Annotated in this window: 11 protein-coding genes; 2 read left to right on the forward strand and 9 right to left on the reverse strand. The window is 67.7% G+C overall.

Annotated elements, in window-relative coordinates; translation table 11 throughout:
* Nucleotides 1–50: 50 nt before the first annotated feature.
* Nucleotides 51–764 (reverse strand): HAD-IA family hydrolase, encoded by a 714-nt coding sequence (locus DOM67_RS13150; RefSeq protein WP_110676650.1) that lies wholly within the window; start codon nt 762–764, stop codon nt 51–53.
* Complete coding sequence (locus DOM67_RS13155) at nt 754–1,701, reverse strand: RluA family pseudouridine synthase (protein ID WP_110676652.1); 948 nt, start codon at nt 1,699–1,701, stop codon at nt 754–756. The genes DOM67_RS13150 and DOM67_RS13155 overlap by 11 nt, the downstream gene beginning before the upstream one ends.
* Before the next feature lie 768 nt (nt 1,702–2,469).
* Here DOM67_RS13155 and DOM67_RS13160 point away from each other — a divergent pair.
* The gene (locus tag DOM67_RS13160; protein WP_110676654.1) at nt 2,470–6,009 is read left to right on the forward strand and encodes an Rne/Rng family ribonuclease; all 3,540 of its coding nucleotides are present in this window, start codon (nt 2,470–2,472) and stop codon (nt 6,007–6,009) included.
* A gap of 103 nt (nt 6,010–6,112) precedes the next feature.
* Here DOM67_RS13160 and murB read toward each other — a convergent pair whose 3' ends face one another.
* From murB to DOM67_RS13195, 7 genes are all read right to left on the reverse strand, one after another.
* On the reverse strand, nt 6,113–7,144 hold the full coding sequence (gene murB / locus DOM67_RS13165; protein WP_110676656.1) for a UDP-N-acetylmuramate dehydrogenase: 1,032 nt from the start codon (nt 7,142–7,144) through the stop codon (nt 6,113–6,115).
* On the reverse strand, nt 7,137–7,640 hold the full coding sequence (locus DOM67_RS13170; RefSeq protein WP_110676658.1) for a low molecular weight protein-tyrosine-phosphatase: 504 nt from the start codon (nt 7,638–7,640) through the stop codon (nt 7,137–7,139). Before DOM67_RS13170 ends, murB begins: the two co-directional genes overlap by 8 nt.
* The gene (gene kdsB / locus DOM67_RS13175) at nt 7,633–8,409 is read right to left on the reverse strand and encodes a 3-deoxy-manno-octulosonate cytidylyltransferase (RefSeq protein ID WP_110676660.1); all 777 of its coding nucleotides are present in this window, start codon (nt 8,407–8,409) and stop codon (nt 7,633–7,635) included. The genes DOM67_RS13170 and kdsB overlap by 8 nt, the downstream gene beginning before the upstream one ends.
* Nucleotides 8,406–8,606 carry a Trm112 family protein gene (locus tag DOM67_RS13180; protein WP_110676662.1) on the reverse strand — a complete coding sequence of 67 codons (201 nt, stop codon included), beginning with the start codon at nt 8,604–8,606 and terminating at the stop codon, nt 8,406–8,408. The genes kdsB and DOM67_RS13180 overlap by 4 nt, the downstream gene beginning before the upstream one ends.
* Nucleotides 8,607–8,705: 99 nt before the next feature.
* Nucleotides 8,706–9,722 carry a tetraacyldisaccharide 4'-kinase gene (gene lpxK / locus DOM67_RS13185; protein WP_110676664.1) on the reverse strand — a complete coding sequence of 339 codons (1,017 nt, stop codon included), beginning with the start codon at nt 9,720–9,722 and terminating at the stop codon, nt 8,706–8,708.
* Complete coding sequence (gene msbA, locus DOM67_RS13190) at nt 9,719–11,458, reverse strand: lipid A export permease/ATP-binding protein MsbA (RefSeq protein WP_232825254.1); 1,740 nt, start codon at nt 11,456–11,458, stop codon at nt 9,719–9,721. Before msbA ends, lpxK begins: the two co-directional genes overlap by 4 nt.
* 123 nt (nt 11,459–11,581) lie before the next feature.
* Nucleotides 11,582–13,936, reverse strand: a complete 2,355-nt coding sequence (locus DOM67_RS13195; RefSeq protein ID WP_110676668.1) for a DNA internalization-related competence protein ComEC/Rec2 — start codon at nt 13,934–13,936, stop codon at nt 11,582–11,584.
* Between the two features lie 105 nt (nt 13,937–14,041).
* Between DOM67_RS13195 and DOM67_RS13200 the strand changes: the two genes are divergently transcribed.
* Nucleotides 14,042–14,572 carry a DUF2062 domain-containing protein gene (locus DOM67_RS13200; protein WP_110676670.1) on the forward strand — a complete coding sequence of 177 codons (531 nt, stop codon included), beginning with the start codon at nt 14,042–14,044 and terminating at the stop codon, nt 14,570–14,572.
* The last annotated feature ends 61 nt before the right edge of the window (nt 14,573–14,633 follow it).

Consider the following 14,633-nt stretch of genomic DNA (forward strand, 5'->3'; position numbering starts at 1 on the left):
CTTGCGCCAGATGCGCAGCTTTCGATACAAACGCCTGGTGCCGTCAGGCGTTACGCGCAGCCTTCTCGAGCAGGGCCGGGCAACAGCCACTCGACCAGACCGGCGAAATCATCGGCGACCCAGACCGGCTCACTGGCGAGCAGCCGCTCGCGTGCATGAACCCCATAGCTCACCGCCACGCGGTCCATCCCCAGCGCCCGCGCCATCTCCAGATCGTACTCGGTATCGCCGACCATGACCGCCGCTTCGGGCGGTAGCTCGCATGCCGCCAGCAGCTCTTCGAGCATCTGCGGATGCGGCTTGGAGCGGGTCTGGTCGGCGGTGCGGCTGGCCACGAACCACTCGCCGCAGCCATGATGGTCGAAGACACGATCAAGCCCCCGCCGACTCTTGCCGGTGGCCACCGCCAGGCGGCACTCGGACGCCTCGCGCAGCCGCGCGATACCCTCGGGCACGCCGGGAAAGAACGGCGACGGCACCTGATCGGCGACCCGAAACTGACGACCGAAGGCCGCCTGCAGGGTGTCCCGCTCCAGCGCCCCGCTACCGGGATAGAGCGCCTCCATCGCCTCGGGCAGGCCCAGACCGATGATGTCGCGGATCGCCGCCGGCGTCGGTGCCACCCAGCCGAGCTCGTCCGCGGCAGCCTCCATGCAGGCGACGATCCGCGCCGCCGAGTCCATCAGCGTGCCGTCCCAGTCGAAGATCACCAGCCGATAGCGGCAGGCCCGCGGCAGCGCCTGTGCACGCGTTTCAGGAGGCATGCCGCGCCCGCTCCAGCGCGCGCTCCAGCGATGCTTCCAAGGGCGCCCGCGCCTGTACATCGCGGCCGCTCTTGGGATCGGGGAAGGTCAGCGTCAGCGCGTGCAGGAACAGCCGGTCGAGCCCCAGCCCCCGGGCCATGCGCGCACCTTCCGGCGTCCCGTACTTGTCGTCGCCCAGCAGCGGGTGACCGGCGTGGGCCGCGTGCACGCGAATCTGGTGGGTGCGCCCGGTGACCGGCTCGGCCTCTATCAGCGTGACCCGCGGCAGCGTCTCGCGCACCGCAAATCGGGTGCGCGAGACCTTACCGGCATCATCCACACGTACCCGGCGTTCGCCGTTGCCGGCGTCGTAGCGATCCAGCCGCGCACTGACGTAATCGCGCCGCGCCGGCCAGCGCCCCTGGACCAGCGCCAGATACTTCTTCTCCATGCGCCGCTCCTTCATGGCGGCATTGAGCGACAGCAGTGCAGCCCGATTCTTGGCCAGCAGCAGGCAGCCCGAGGTGTCGCGATCGAGCCGATGCACCAGCTCGAGGAAGTCGAGATCCTCACGCACCTGGCGCAACGCCTCGATCAGCCCGATCTTGACCCCGCTGCCACCATGCACCGCCAGCCCCGAGGGCTTGTTGATCACCAGCCAGTCGGGGCTCTCGACCAGCACGCTGCCGGCAAGCAGGTTGCGCAGCCCTTCGCTGGCCTCCTTGACCGCGCTCTCAGGCGTCAGCCGCAGCGGCGGCACACGCACGAGGTCACCACTCTGCAACCGATAGTCGGCCTTGATCCGCTTCTTGTTGACCCGTACCTCGCCCTTGCGCACGATCCGATAGATCAACGACTTCGGCGCGCCCTTGAGCCGGGTGCGCAGGAAATTGTCGATGCGCTGCCCCGCCTGGGACTCGCTGACTTCGATGAACTGGACTTCCTGGCCTTCGGCCATGCTTGACTCCTCGGCAACGCGAATCGGCGGCCTCTGGTGCCGACGGCCGGCCATTCTAACGCACTCCCCGGACGGCGCGACCTCAATTGCCGCCCGCGCGCCATTACTGTTATATTGCGATGTCGCTCGGTGGATCGTCTCCACGTCGGCGCCAGCCCCTGAATATGCTGGCCGGAGCGAAAAAATGTCTCGATCCCCCAGAGGGTTAGCGAAAGTCACACGCTCTGGGTCGATCAAAACACGTTTGGAACGCCCTGCCCCTGGCGGGAGCCACGCACTGACGACAACGTCAGCGCACCTCTCCCAGGGAAACCCACAAGTATCGGTGGAAGGCGTCGCCGAACCGAACAATGCCAAGTGATATAGACGGCAGTCTGCGGGACCGGATGCGGCTGATCGATGCGCACCGTGACATGTTCCGCCACCGTTTCGTACTCAACACATGTTCGTGCAGCACCCAGACAAGCAGGTCATGACAGCAGAGATGCCAAGGTAATCAGCCAGCACGCCAAAGGGCTCGACGAGCGTCGACCCGACTGTGGCCGGGTGGACAAGACGCCACGCGGCACGCAGCGACCGGGCAGTCCTTTCGAGTCCCGACGCGGTTCCACGCGTTGGTGACACGCCAAGTTCTTTCTGGCTCACGCTAAGCTTGTTCCTCCTGCGGGGTCGCTCCACCAATGTGCGCGAGCACAGCACGACCGCTTGCGGTTCGTCGTCGCCGATTCAGGCATGCCTTCCACCGGCACGCTGAATTTGCGAGATGTCATGAAAAGAATGCTGATCAATGCGACCCAACCGGAAGAGTTGCGCGTCGCCCTCGTCGATGGCCAACGCCTCTACGACCTGGACATCGAGTCCGGCGCCCGGGAACAGAAGAAGGCCAATATCTACCGGGGCAAGATCACCCGCCTGGAACCCAGCCTCGAAGCCGCCTTCGTCGACTTCGGTGCCGATCGCCACGGTTTCCTGCCGCTCAAGGAGATCTCCCGCGAGTACTTCTCCAAGGAGCCCTCGGGGCGCCCCAATATCAAGGAGGTGCTCAAGGAGGGACAGGAAGTCATCGTCCAGGTCGACAAGGAGGAGCGCGGCAACAAGGGCGCGGCGCTGACCACCTTCATCAGCCTGGCCGGCCGCTTCCTGGTGCTGATGCCCAACAACCCGCGTGCCGGTGGCATCTCGCGGCGCATCGAGGGCGATGAGCGCAGCCAGCTCAAGGACGCCATGGGTCAGCTCACCCTGCCCGACAAGATGGGCGTGATCGTGCGTACCGCCGGGATCGGCCGCTCGTCGGAAGAGCTGCAGTGGGATCTCGACTACCTGGTACAGGTGTGGGAAGCGATCACCGACGAAGCGGTCAAGCGCTCTGCTCCCTTCCTGATCTACCGCGAATCCAACGTCATCATCCGTGCGATGCGCGACTACCTGCGCCAGGACATCGGCGAGGTGCTGATCGACAGCCCCGCGGTACACGAGGAGGCGCTCAGCTTCATCCGCCAGGTGATGCCCTCCTATCAGCAGAAGATCAAGCTCTACAGCGATGACGTGCCGCTGTTCTCGCGCTTCCAGATCGAATCCCAGATCGAGACCGCCTACCAGCGCGAGGTCAAGCTGCCCTCCGGCGGCTCGGTGGTGATCGACCATACCGAGGCTCTGGTCTCGATCGATATCAACTCGGCACGCGCCACCCGTGGCGCAGACATCGAAGAGACCGCGCTGCAGACCAACCTGGAGGCGGCCGACGAGATCGCTCGCCAACTGCGTCTGCGCGACATCGGCGGCCTGGTGGTGATCGACTTCATCGACATGTCGCCGGCGCGCAACCAGCGCGAGGTGGAGAACCGCGTGCGCGATGCGCTCAAGCTCGACCGTGCGCGGGTCCAGATCGGCCGTATCTCCCGTTTCGGCCTGATGGAGATGTCGCGTCAGCGTCTGCGCCCGTCGCTGGGCGAGACCAGCGGCGTGGTCTGCCCGCGCTGTGACGGCCAGGGCACCATCCGCGACGTGCGCTCGATGGCTCTCTCGATCCTGCGCCTGATCGAAGAGGAGGCGATGAAGGAGCGCAGCGCGCAGATTCGCGCCATCCTGCCGGTGCCCGTCGCCACCTACCTGCTCAACGAGAAGCGCAACGTGCTCTCCGACGTCGAGCGGCGCCAGAAGGTGCGCGTGCTGCTGCTGCCCAACCCGGACATGGACACGCCACACTACGACGTTCAGCGCCTGCGCGACGACCACGTCTCCGAAGAGGGCGACGAGAACAAGTCGAGCTACGAGCTATCGGTAGAGAGCGAAGCGATCAGGGAGCCGGAGACCAGCCTGGCCAAGCCGATCCAGCGCACCCAGGCGGCCGTACAGACCGTGCTCCACACCGCCCCTGCCCCGGACTCACTGCACCAGGAGCCGGAAGCGCCCGCGCCCCAGCCGGCCGCCGCACAGCCAAAGTCGCAGCCGCAGCCGGCCAAATCCGAGCCGGCCAGGTCCGAGCCCGTCACCGCGCAGTCCCAGGCAACGCCTAACGGCGGCCTGATCCAGCTGTTCCGCGGCCTGTTCGGACGCCGCCGCGCCGACGAAGAGGTTTCCCGCCCGGCCAGCGACGGCCAGGCGCGCAGCAGCGGCGGCAACGACAAGCCGGCATCGCAGAACGGTGGTGGTAACCGCAGCAACCGTAACAGCGACTCGCAGCGCAGCGGCGAGCAGCAGCGCAACGGCGGTGCCAAGCGTGACGGCGACAATGGCAAGCAGGCCGACGCCGGTAACGACAACCGTCAGAGCAATCGTGGCGACAACCGCCAGGGCAACGGCAACAATCGCCGGCGCCGGCAGTCGGACGATCGTCAGAGCGGTAACGACAATCGCAACGAGGGTGGTCGTAACGGCAACCGCCAGAACGGCAACGACAGCCGTCAAGGCGGCAACGACAACCGTCAGAACGGCGGCGACAACCGCCAAAAGGATGACGGCCGCCAGGGTGGTGGTAACGATAACCGCCAGAGCGGTGACGACGCGCGCCAGCAGGGCAATCGCCAGCCCCGCCAGGAGAGCCGCGGCAAGAGCGAACGCAACAGCGAGAATCGCGCCGAGACGGCCAAGCCCGACAACGCCGGCAAGCCCAAGGCGTCGCGTCAGGCCGACACCACGGATAGCACTGCCGCCCCGCAGGAGAGCGTCGACAGCAAGCCGAAGCGCATGCGTAACAACCCGCGCAACCGCAGTCGCCAGCACGCGCTGAACCCGGCCGCTGCCGAAGAGCAGCAGCGTCTACAGGCTGCGGCCACCACGGCGGAGAGCGAAGCGCCCGAGGTCGACGCAGCCAAGGCTGACGCCAAGCCGGAAGCAGAAACCAAGGCACAGCCGAAGGCTGCCAAGTCTGACGCAGCCAAGGCCGACGCCAAGCCGGAAGCAGAAACCAAGGCACAACCGAAGGCTGCCAAGCCTGACGCAGCCAAGGCCGACACCAAGCCGGAAGCAGAAACCAAGGCGCAGCCGCAGGCCGCCCCGTCTGACGCAGCCAAGGTCGAGGCCAAGCCGGAAGTCGACGCCAAGGCACAGCCGCAGGCCTCCAAGCCTGACGCAGCCAAGGCCGACGCCAAGCCGGAAGCAGACGCCAAGGCGCAGCCGCAGGCCGCCCCGTCTGACGCAGCCAAGGCCGAGGCCAAGCCGGAAGTCGACGCCAAGGCGCAGCCGCAGGCCTCAAAGCCTGACGCAGCCAAGGCCGAGGCCAAGCCGGAAGTCGACGCCAAGGCGCAGCCGCAGGCCTCCAAGCCTGACGCAGCCAAGGCCGACGCCAAGCCGGAAGCAGACGCCAAGGCGCAGCCGCAGGCTGCCCAGGCTGACGTAGCCAAGGCCGAGGCTAAGCCGGAAGCAGAAACCAAGGCGCAGCCGCAGGCCGCCCCGTCTGACGCAGCCAAGGCCGACGCCAAGCCGGAAGCAGAAACCAAGGCACAGCCGCAGGCCGCCCCGTCTGACGCAGCCAAGGCCGACGCCAAGTCGGAAGCAGAAACCAAGGCACAGCCGCAGGCCGCCCCGTCTGACGCAGCCAAGGCCGACGCCAAGCCGGAAGTCGACGCCAAGGCACAGCCGCAGGCTGCCCAGGCTGACGTAGCCAAGGCCGAGGCCAAGCCGGAAGTCGACGCCAAGGCTGATACCGTAGCGCCACAGGCAGCGACGGCAGAGAGCGCCCAGGCCGAAGAGGCTCAGCCGCAAGCCAAGGCAGACGAAGCCAATACTTCACGTCCGCCCCGCCGCCGCCGCGCGCACAACGATCCGCGCGAGAAGCGGCGTCGTGAACAGGGCAACAGCGACAGCTGATTGCGCCCACCACGCAAAAAGCCCAGACCTCGGTCTGGGCTTTTTATTGTTCGGGCCAGCGCTATCACTGGCACGCTCATTCGCGGGTGAAGCGGTGCCGGCCCTAGCTGTCGGCCTCATGCACCTGGCGCGGCTCCCGCACCAGGGTAACGCCGAAGGTGGCGTGAACGCGCTCGGCTATCGCCGCGGAGAACGCCAGCAGCTCGGCGAGATCGCCGCCGCCGAAATGCACCAGCACCAGCGCCTGGCGGGCATGAATGCCGAAGGCGCCCTGTCGCCACCCCTTGAGACCACAGCGCTCGATCAGCCAACCTGCGGCCAGCTTGACCCGGCCATCGGGCTGGGGGTAGCACGGCAGCTCGGGATAGCGCTGCGTCAACTGCGCCGCGCTCGACGCCGAGACCACGGGATTCTTGAAGAAACTGCCAGCGTTGGGCAACTCTCGCGGATCGGGCAGCTTCTCGCGACGAATGGCGCAGATGGCAGAGAAGATCTCCTCCAGCCCAGGGCTCTTCGACACACGCTCGGCGAGTACGCCATAACCCAGCTGCGGATGCGCACGACGTGACAGCCGCAGCGCCAGCCGCGTGATCACGACCTGATTGGCCAGTTCGCGCTTGAATATGCTGTCACGGTAACCGAGCCCGCAGGCCGTGGATGCCAAGCGGTGACACTGGCCGTCACGACGATCGACGAACTCCACCCAGAGCAGTACATCGCTGAGCTCCACCCCGTAGGCACCGATATTCTGGATCGGCGCGGCCCCGGCAAGACCGGGGATCAGGGCCAGGTTTTCGATTCCCCACAGCCCGCGCTCGACACACGCCGTCACCAGCGCATGCCAACTGACGCCAGCCCCCACCTCCACCACCACGGACTCACCCTCGCCCGGGGCGAAGGTGATATCGGGCAGCTCGGGCACCAGCGTCAGGCCAGCCAGGCGTGCCGGCAGCAGCAGATTGCTACCACCGCCGAGCACCGTCAGCGGCCAGTCGTTGGCATTGGCCAGACGCAGCGCCGCAGCGACCGAGGCGCTGTCCTGCGCGCACCAGAAGCGCTCGGCGATGCAGGGTAGCGCCATGGTGTTGGCGTGACTGAGATCGCGCGCATGTTCGAGCGCATCGGGCTCACGCATCTGGCGCCGCCGGGAAGCGCTGGGAGAGGCTCTCGGCCAGCCCGGCCACCGCCGCTTCGATCCGCTCGATGGCGAAGGTGAATCCTGCCTCGCCCCCGTAATAGGGGTCGGGCACGTCGGCCTCGGGCTCGCCGGCATAGTGCAGAAGCCGGGCCAACCACGCCCGACTCGATTCCGGCGCCAGCGCCAGCGCCTGGGCGAGATTGTCGCCATCCATGACCAGTATCTCGTCGTAGCGGTCGAAATCCTCGCGCACCAGCTGGCGGGCACGCAGTTCGCTCAGGTCGATCCCCCGCTCCCGCGCCGCCCGCTGGGCACGTAGATCCGGTGGCTGACCGACATGCCAGGCGCCGGTGCCGCAGGAGTCGACCGCGACCCGCTCGGTCAGGCCCAGCTGCGCCAGGCGCTGACGCAGCATGCCCTCGGCGGTCGGCGAGCGACAGATATTGCCCATACAGACGAACAGCACCCGGTAACTCGGCTCACGTTCAGCCATGCGCACCCCGTGCCGCGAAGTGCTCGCGCACCCGCTCCAGGTCTTCCTGAGTATCCACGCCTCCGGGATAGGGCGAGGTGACGTCAGCGACCTGGATCAGATGCCCCTGCTGCAGCGCGCGCAGCTGCTCCAGCTGCTCCAACTGCTCCAGCGGCGCCGGCGGCCAGGTCACGTAATCGGCCAGAAAGCCGGCACGATAGGCGTAGAGACCGATATGCCGACGCCAGGCATCGGTCTCCAGCAGCGTCGGCGGCTGGGTCTTCCAGGCGTTGCGATCCCACGGGATCGGTGCCCGCGAGAAGTAGAGGGCGCGTCCGCTGAGATCGGTGACCACCTTGACCACATTGGGATTGAATAGCGTCTCCACATCGAGGATCGGCTCGGCCAGTGTGGCTATCGAGGCGCGCGGATCGCCTGCCAGGCGCTGCGCCACCAGATCGATGGCCGCGGCCGGCAGCAGCGGCTCATCGCCCTGCACGTTGACCACCAAAGTGTCGGCGGCCAGCGCTAGCGCCTCGGCGACCTCGGCCAGGCGATCGGTCCCGGAGGGATGATCGCCGCGGGTCATCACGACCTCGGCGCCGAACGCCCGCGCCGCGGCCTCGATCCGCGCATCATCGGTGGCGATCACGATCCGCGCAGCACGACTCTCGCCGGCGCGCTGCCATACGTGCTGTACCATCGGCAGGCCAGCGATCTCCATCAGCGGCTTGCCGGGCAGGCGGCTCGAACCGTAGCGGGCCGGAATGACGACGACGAATTCACTCATGGTGCCGGCGCCGCCTTACCGAGCTTCTCCTCGGTGGTCATCACCCGGGCCTCGCTCTCGAGCATCACCGGGATGCCGTCACGGATCGGATAGGCCAGCCCACTGACCGAGCTCTTGAGCTCGTTGCGCTCGCGGTCGAAGGTCAGCTCGCTGTGGCTGACGGGACAGATCAGCATCGCTATCAGTTCCTTGTCCATGGTCTCTCCTCGTGGCGATTCGGAGCGGACGGGTGTCCGCAGAATGTCTCATGCGACTGGCGTCTTTCATTCGGGCGCTGCGCCGGCGTGGCAGGGTAACTAGGATGGCCGTTGCCACTGATCGACGCACGCTGCCCACCACCGCTCGAAGCCGGCATCCGGCGCGGCGATCACGTCCAGCACCCAGCAGCGCTCGTCGGCGAAGCCGCGGCACTTGACCCCATCCTTGGCCGTCATCACGATCGGCCGGTCGCCCTCGGGGAGGTCGGCGGCGCTGAAGTCGTGGTGATCGGCGAAGCGATGAGCACGGTGCGTAACGCCCAGCGCCGCCAGCGTGGCGAAGAAGCGCTGCGGATGACCGATCCCCGCCAGCGCCTCCACCGGCGTATCGGTGGCGAACGGCGGCTGTTCGATCGGCCGGGTCTCGCCGCTGAGCAGATGGCGCCAGGCGCGGGGCCGCACCTGCATGGCGAAGCGCGGCACACCGGGCGCGTCACGCTTGGACAGCGGACCGAGCCCGCCGTTACCGATCAGGGCATCGACCGCTGCCAGGCGTTCGAGGGGCTCACGCAGAGGGCCCCGTGGCAGGCAGTGGCGATTGCCGAAGCCGCGCTCACCGTCGACCACCGCGATCTCGAGTGTCCGCCCCAGGGCATAATGCTGCAAGCCGTCGTCCGCCAGCAGCACGTCGCAGCCGCGCGACTCGATCAACGCCTGGGCGGCCCGCGGCCGACGCGGGTCGACCGCCACCGAGACGCCACTCTGCTGCGCCAGCATCAGCGGCTCGTCGCCGCTGTGTGCCACCGGCGTCGTGGGCTCGACCAGCAGCGGATAGGCGGGCGCCTTGCCGCCGTAGCCCCGCGACACGATGCCAGGACGCCAGCCCTGCGCCACCAGCCACGCGGCCAGCCAGGCGACCAGCGGCGACTTGCCGGTACCGCCCACGCTCAGATTGCCCACCACCACCAGCGGCACCGGCGGCTGCCACACCTCACGTCGACCCTGCCGATAGGCCGCACGGCGGCGGCGGACGACGCCGCGGTAGAGCACCTCGAGGGGTTGGAGCAGCGCCAACCAGGGGGCGCCCTGATACCAGGCGCGCTCGAGTGGCGTCACGTCTGCTCCTGAAACTGAAGCTTATAGAGCGAGGCATAAGCGCCCTCCTGGGCCAGCAGCTCGGCGTGGGTGCCGTTCTCGATCAGCTCACCCTGCTCCATCACAACGATGCGATCAGCGCGCTCGATGGTCGACAGACGGTGGGCGATGACGAAGGTGGTACGCCCCTGGCAGACCGTCTCCAGGGCCTGCTGGATATAGCGCTCGGACTCGGTATCCAACGCCGAGGTCGCCTCGTCGAGGATCAGTATCGGCGCATCCTTGAAGATCGCGCGGGCGATCGCCAGGCGCTGACGCTGGCCACCGGAGAGCATCACGCCGTTGTCGCCGACCAGGGTGTCGTAACCCTGCGGCAGGCGCTCGATGAACTCGTGCGCATAGGCAGCCTTGGCGCTGGCGATCACCGACTCTCTCGATGCGTCAGGAGCGCCGTAGGCGATATTGCCAGCGATCGTGGTATTGAACAGCGTCACCTGCTGCGAGACCAGCGCGATCTGCTGGCGCAGCGGGGACAACTGGTACTCCTGGATATCGATGTCGTCGATCAAAATGCGCCCGGCGGTGGGCCGGTAGAAGCGCGGCAGCAGGCTCATCAGGGTCGACTTGCCACTGCCCGAGCGCCCGACGATGGCTACCATCTGCCCTGTCGGCACCTCCAGATCGATGCCCTTGAGCACCTCGGGCTGATCCTCGTCATAGGCGAAGCGCACCCCCTCGACACGTACCCGGCCAGCCAGGCGGTGCGGCACGCGCTCGCCCTCGTCGACTTCGGTCGGTCTGCCGAGCAGCCCGAACAGCTCCTGGGAGGCGGAGAGCCCCTTCTGGATGATGCTGTTGACGTCGGTCAGCGAGCGGATCGGCTTGGCCATCAGCGACGCGGCAGTGATGAAGGCGACGAACTCACCGGGAGTCATGGCGTTCATCAGCTCGGGCGCCATCGCCAGCCACACCAGACCAGCGAGGGCCAGCGCCACCAGTAGCTGGATCACCGGTGTGCTGGTGGCCTTGGTCATCGCTTCCTTGATGCTCTGCTCGCGGTTGTAGTTGCTCGCCGCCTCGAAGCGGCGCTTCTCGTATGCTTCGGCCCCATGGGTGCGCACCACGCGATAGCCGGTCAGCGCCTCGGAGGCGACATGCGTGACCTCCCCCATCGAGTTCTGGATGCGCCGGGAGATACGCCGGAAACGCTTGCTGGTGTAACGCACCACCAGTCCGATCAGCGGCGTCACCGCCAGGAAGATCAGCGTCAGCAGCCAGTTGGTCCACAGCAGATAGCCGATCAGCCCGATGACGAAGAGTCCCTCGCGCAGGATGACGGTGATCGCGTTGGTGGCCGCGCCGGTGACCTGGTCGACGTGATAGGTCACGCGCGAGATCAGGTGACCGCTGGAGTGCATGTCGAAGAAGCGCCCCGGCAGATGCAACATATGGTTGAAGACGTTGCAGCGCAGCTTGTGCACCACGTTACGCGCCACGTTGCTCATGTAGAAGGTGCCGAGGAAGGTACCCACGCCCCGTGCGGCGAACATCATGATCACGAACAGCGGCAGAAAATAGCGGAAGTCGGCATCGGGATGCTGAATACCGTCGATCAACCGCTTCATCATCTCTGCCAGCGCCGTACTGGAAGCGGCATAGATCGCGTAGCCCAGCACCGCCAGCGCGAATGAGCGCCACTCCGAGTGCACGTAGGTGAGAAGGCGTCGATAGAGTGCCCAACTGGAAGCTTGTGACACGGTAACTCCGTTCGACTGGATAGAGAGAGCGTCGCCCGCGACCGTACGGGCCCAGCAGACGGCCGGGCCAATGCCGGCGCGGGGCGATAACCACCAGGCCAGCGACACGCGCCGCGGGCGCATTCAGGGGCTGGATTCTACCCCAACATCCCCGGCGTCGACAGTCGCCCGGCTTGACCACCCCGGATGACGCTGGGTCTCGACCTCGATCCCGCTCGCGCTCAGCACGAACCGCACGGCACCGTCGTAGGCGGTGTTCCAGATGCGGCTGCCCACCGCCTGGAAACGCGCCACCACCGCCGGCCTGGGGTGACCGAAGGGGTTGCCGCGACCACTGCTGAAGACCACCTCACGCGGGCGCGTCGCCGCCACGAAGCTCGGCGCCGAACTGGTGGCACTACCGTGGTGACCGGCCACCAGCAGATCGATACGCCCTGCACCCAGACGTGGCAACAGCTGGTGGCGTTCGATGGCGACCCCAGCGTCACCCGTGATCAGCACCCGTCGCGAGCCGAGCGTAACCAGCAACACGCAGGAGCGATCATTGCGCGACAGCGCCTCGGCGTCCGCCGGTGGCGACAAAAACCGCCAGCTGGCGCCATCCGCGCGCCAAGCCTCACCGGCAACACACGGACGCGATGGCAGGCCAAGGGTATTGCCACGCGGCGCCCACCAGCGGTCCACGCGGTGCTGCGCCCGCAGTGCCGGCACCCCGCCGGCATGGTCGCGGTCGCTGTGGGTCACCACGACCGCATCGAAGTGCTGATCCGGCGGCCACAACAGCGTCAGCGGCATGAAGCCGGAGCCGAAACGCGGCCCGGCGTCCACCAGCACGCGCTGATGGCGACTGCGCAGCTCGACCAGTTGACCCTGGCCAACGTCGTAGACCGTCACCACCAGCGTGCCTGGGGGCAATAGCGGCGCGCGCAGCAGGGCCACGCTCACCAGCAGCAGCACGCCGCCCCAGAGGCGTAGCGTAGTGGCAAGGCCAGGCAGCAGCCAGAGCAGCGCCCACAGCAGCAGCGCCAGGGCCAGCGGCCAGTGCCACCACGCTGCAGGCTGCCACAGCGGCACGACCTGGGCGCTCCAGGCGAGCGCCGTGGCCACGCTCCGGGCCAGCAGATCGAACGGTGCCCACACCCAGCCAGCCAGCGTGGGCCAGGCCACTAAGGGCCAGCCGCAGAATCCCAGCGGCACCATCAGACTCCCCACCACGGGTACCGCCAGCAGATTGATCAGCGGCGCCGCCGGCGCCAGCCGGCCGAAGGCGAGCAGTACCGCCGCCGCCATCACCGGTGCCAGCAACCACTGGGTGCGCAGCAGTGCCAGGCACCAGCCGCGCACCCCGCGCGGGCGCGGCCTCCCCGACCAGGCCAGGATCAGCACCGCTACCGCAGTGAACGAGAGCCATACGCCTGGCCGCCACGCCGCCATGGGATCGGCGATCACCACCAGGGCCAGGGCCAGCCACCACGCCTGCCACCAGCCCGGGGCATGACGCCCGCTGGCCACCCACAGGCCGATCGCGGTCATTAGTGCGGCTCGCAGCGTCGGTGGCGCGAAGCCGGCAAGACCGGCGTAGGCGAACGCCGCCAGCGCCGCCCCCGCCCAGGGCCAACCGGTCAGCCGCCAGGCATCGGGCACCAGCCAGCGTGCCAGGCGCCGCAGCAGCCACAGCACCAGCGCCGCCACCATCCCCACATGGAGTCCCGAGATCACCATCAGGTGAGTCGTGCCGGTAGCGTTGAGCAACGCCCAGTCATCCGAGGTCAGACCAGCGCCGGCGCCCAGCGTCAGCGCCGCCAACCAGCGCTTGCCGAGGGCGCTCATCGGCACCTCCGCCAGACTATCGAGCGCCGCCTGGCGCAACGAGAACGCTGCCGGCGCCAGACGCTGAGCCGTCTCCGTCGCGCGCACGTAGCCCAGGGCATGGATACGCTCCCGGCGCAGCCAGGCGGCGTAGTCGAAGGTGTCCGGATTGATGAAGCCCAGCGGCGGGCGCAGGCGCGCTATCAGTACCCAGCGCTCCCCCGCGACCAGAATGTTGTCGGCGTACCAGGAGAGGCGCACCCGCCCCAGCGGCGGGCAGGCGATATCCTGCGCCAGCGCCTCGCACCGGGTGACACCCAGTTCGAAGCGGGTACGCCGGCCGTCGCGCGCGAGGTTCTCGACCACGCCCCGAAGGCGGAACTCCTGCCCCGCCAGGGCCTCGCCTAGCCGCCCTGCCCGGTCATGGGCCAGCACGAGCGCGCACCAGGCAGCCACCAGCAGACATAGCCCGCCGCCAACCAGCCCCCTGCGACCAGCCCACCCCGTCGCCCGCGCCAGCATCGCACCCAGCAGCAGCAACACCCCCAGCAGCGCCAGCCCCATCCCGGTGGCCGCGGGTAGCGCCTCGCCAGCCAGGGCGCCGCCGATCGCCGCCAGGGCCAGCGGCATCGCCAGGCCCGGACGCCACGCCCTACAGAGCGCTGTCATCATCTCCGAATGCCGGCGTTGGCCGGGGGTAAAGGCCGCTGCAAGACATGGCGAGCCCTCGGCGTTGTATGGATAATGGTCACTCTTCGTCCAGCGAGCGGTCTCATGCCTCGTCGATGGTTACAACGCTACATCCCCAGTCAGGAGAGACTGCAGCGCACACGCTCACTGCGCTTCATGCACCACATGCTGGGCGACCCCGCACTGTGGATCCTGTCGCGGCGCAGTGTCGGCAACGCCTGCATGGTCGGGTTTTTCTCGGCGATGCTGCCGATTCCGTTCCAGATGGTGCTGGCAGCCTTCGGTGCCTACTGTTTCCGTGGCAACCTGCCGCTCTCGGTGAGCCTGGTCTGGATGACCAACCCGCTGACCATGCCAGTGGTGTTCTACTTCAACTACCGGGTCGGGGCCTGGGTCATGGACTACCCTGCGCGCCACGTGCCCGACCACATCACCACCGCCTGGATCGCCGGGCAGATGGCGCATATCGTGGTCCCGCTGTTCGTCGGCTCGATCCTGGTCGGGCTGGTACTGGCGCTGTCGAGCAACCTACTGGTGCGCCTGATCTGGCGCTGGCAGATCGCCCGCAGCTGGCGCCGCCGGGCACGCCATCGCGCCCGGCGCCAGCGCCACTGATCGCGCCCCGGCGAGAACGCGACACCCGCCTCACGCCTCCCGGTGAGAGCTCACACGGCAC

The sequence above is a fragment of the Salinicola sp. RZ23 genome (assembly GCF_003206675.1).
GTDB lineage: Bacteria > Pseudomonadota > Gammaproteobacteria > Pseudomonadales > Halomonadaceae > Salinicola > Salinicola endophyticus.

What these genes read in the sequence shown, in the direction of transcription:
- DOM67_RS13150 (WP_110676650.1), bottom strand. Translation starts at nt 764, where the DNA reads ATGCCTCCTGAAACGCGTGCACAGGCGCTGCCGCGGGCCTGCCGCTAT.
- DOM67_RS13155 (WP_110676652.1), bottom strand. Translation starts at nt 1,701, where the DNA reads ATGGCCGAAGGCCAGGAAGTCCAGTTCATCGAAGTCAGCGAGTCCCAG.
- DOM67_RS13160 (WP_110676654.1), top strand. Translation starts at nt 2,470, where the DNA reads ATGAAAAGAATGCTGATCAATGCGACCCAACCGGAAGAGTTGCGCGTC.
- murB (WP_110676656.1), bottom strand. Translation starts at nt 7,144, where the DNA reads ATGCGTGAGCCCGATGCGCTCGAACATGCGCGCGATCTCAGTCACGCC.
- DOM67_RS13170 (WP_110676658.1), bottom strand. Translation starts at nt 7,640, where the DNA reads ATGGCTGAACGTGAGCCGAGTTACCGGGTGCTGTTCGTCTGTATGGGC.
- kdsB (WP_110676660.1), bottom strand. Translation starts at nt 8,409, where the DNA reads ATGAGTGAATTCGTCGTCGTCATTCCGGCCCGCTACGGTTCGAGCCGC.
- DOM67_RS13180 (WP_110676662.1), bottom strand. Translation starts at nt 8,606, where the DNA reads ATGGACAAGGAACTGATAGCGATGCTGATCTGTCCCGTCAGCCACAGC.
- DOM67_RS13195 (WP_110676668.1), bottom strand. Translation starts at nt 13,936, where the DNA reads ATGACAGCGCTCTGTAGGGCGTGGCGTCCGGGCCTGGCGATGCCGCTG.
- DOM67_RS13200 (WP_110676670.1), top strand. Translation starts at nt 14,042, where the DNA reads ATGCCTCGTCGATGGTTACAACGCTACATCCCCAGTCAGGAGAGACTG.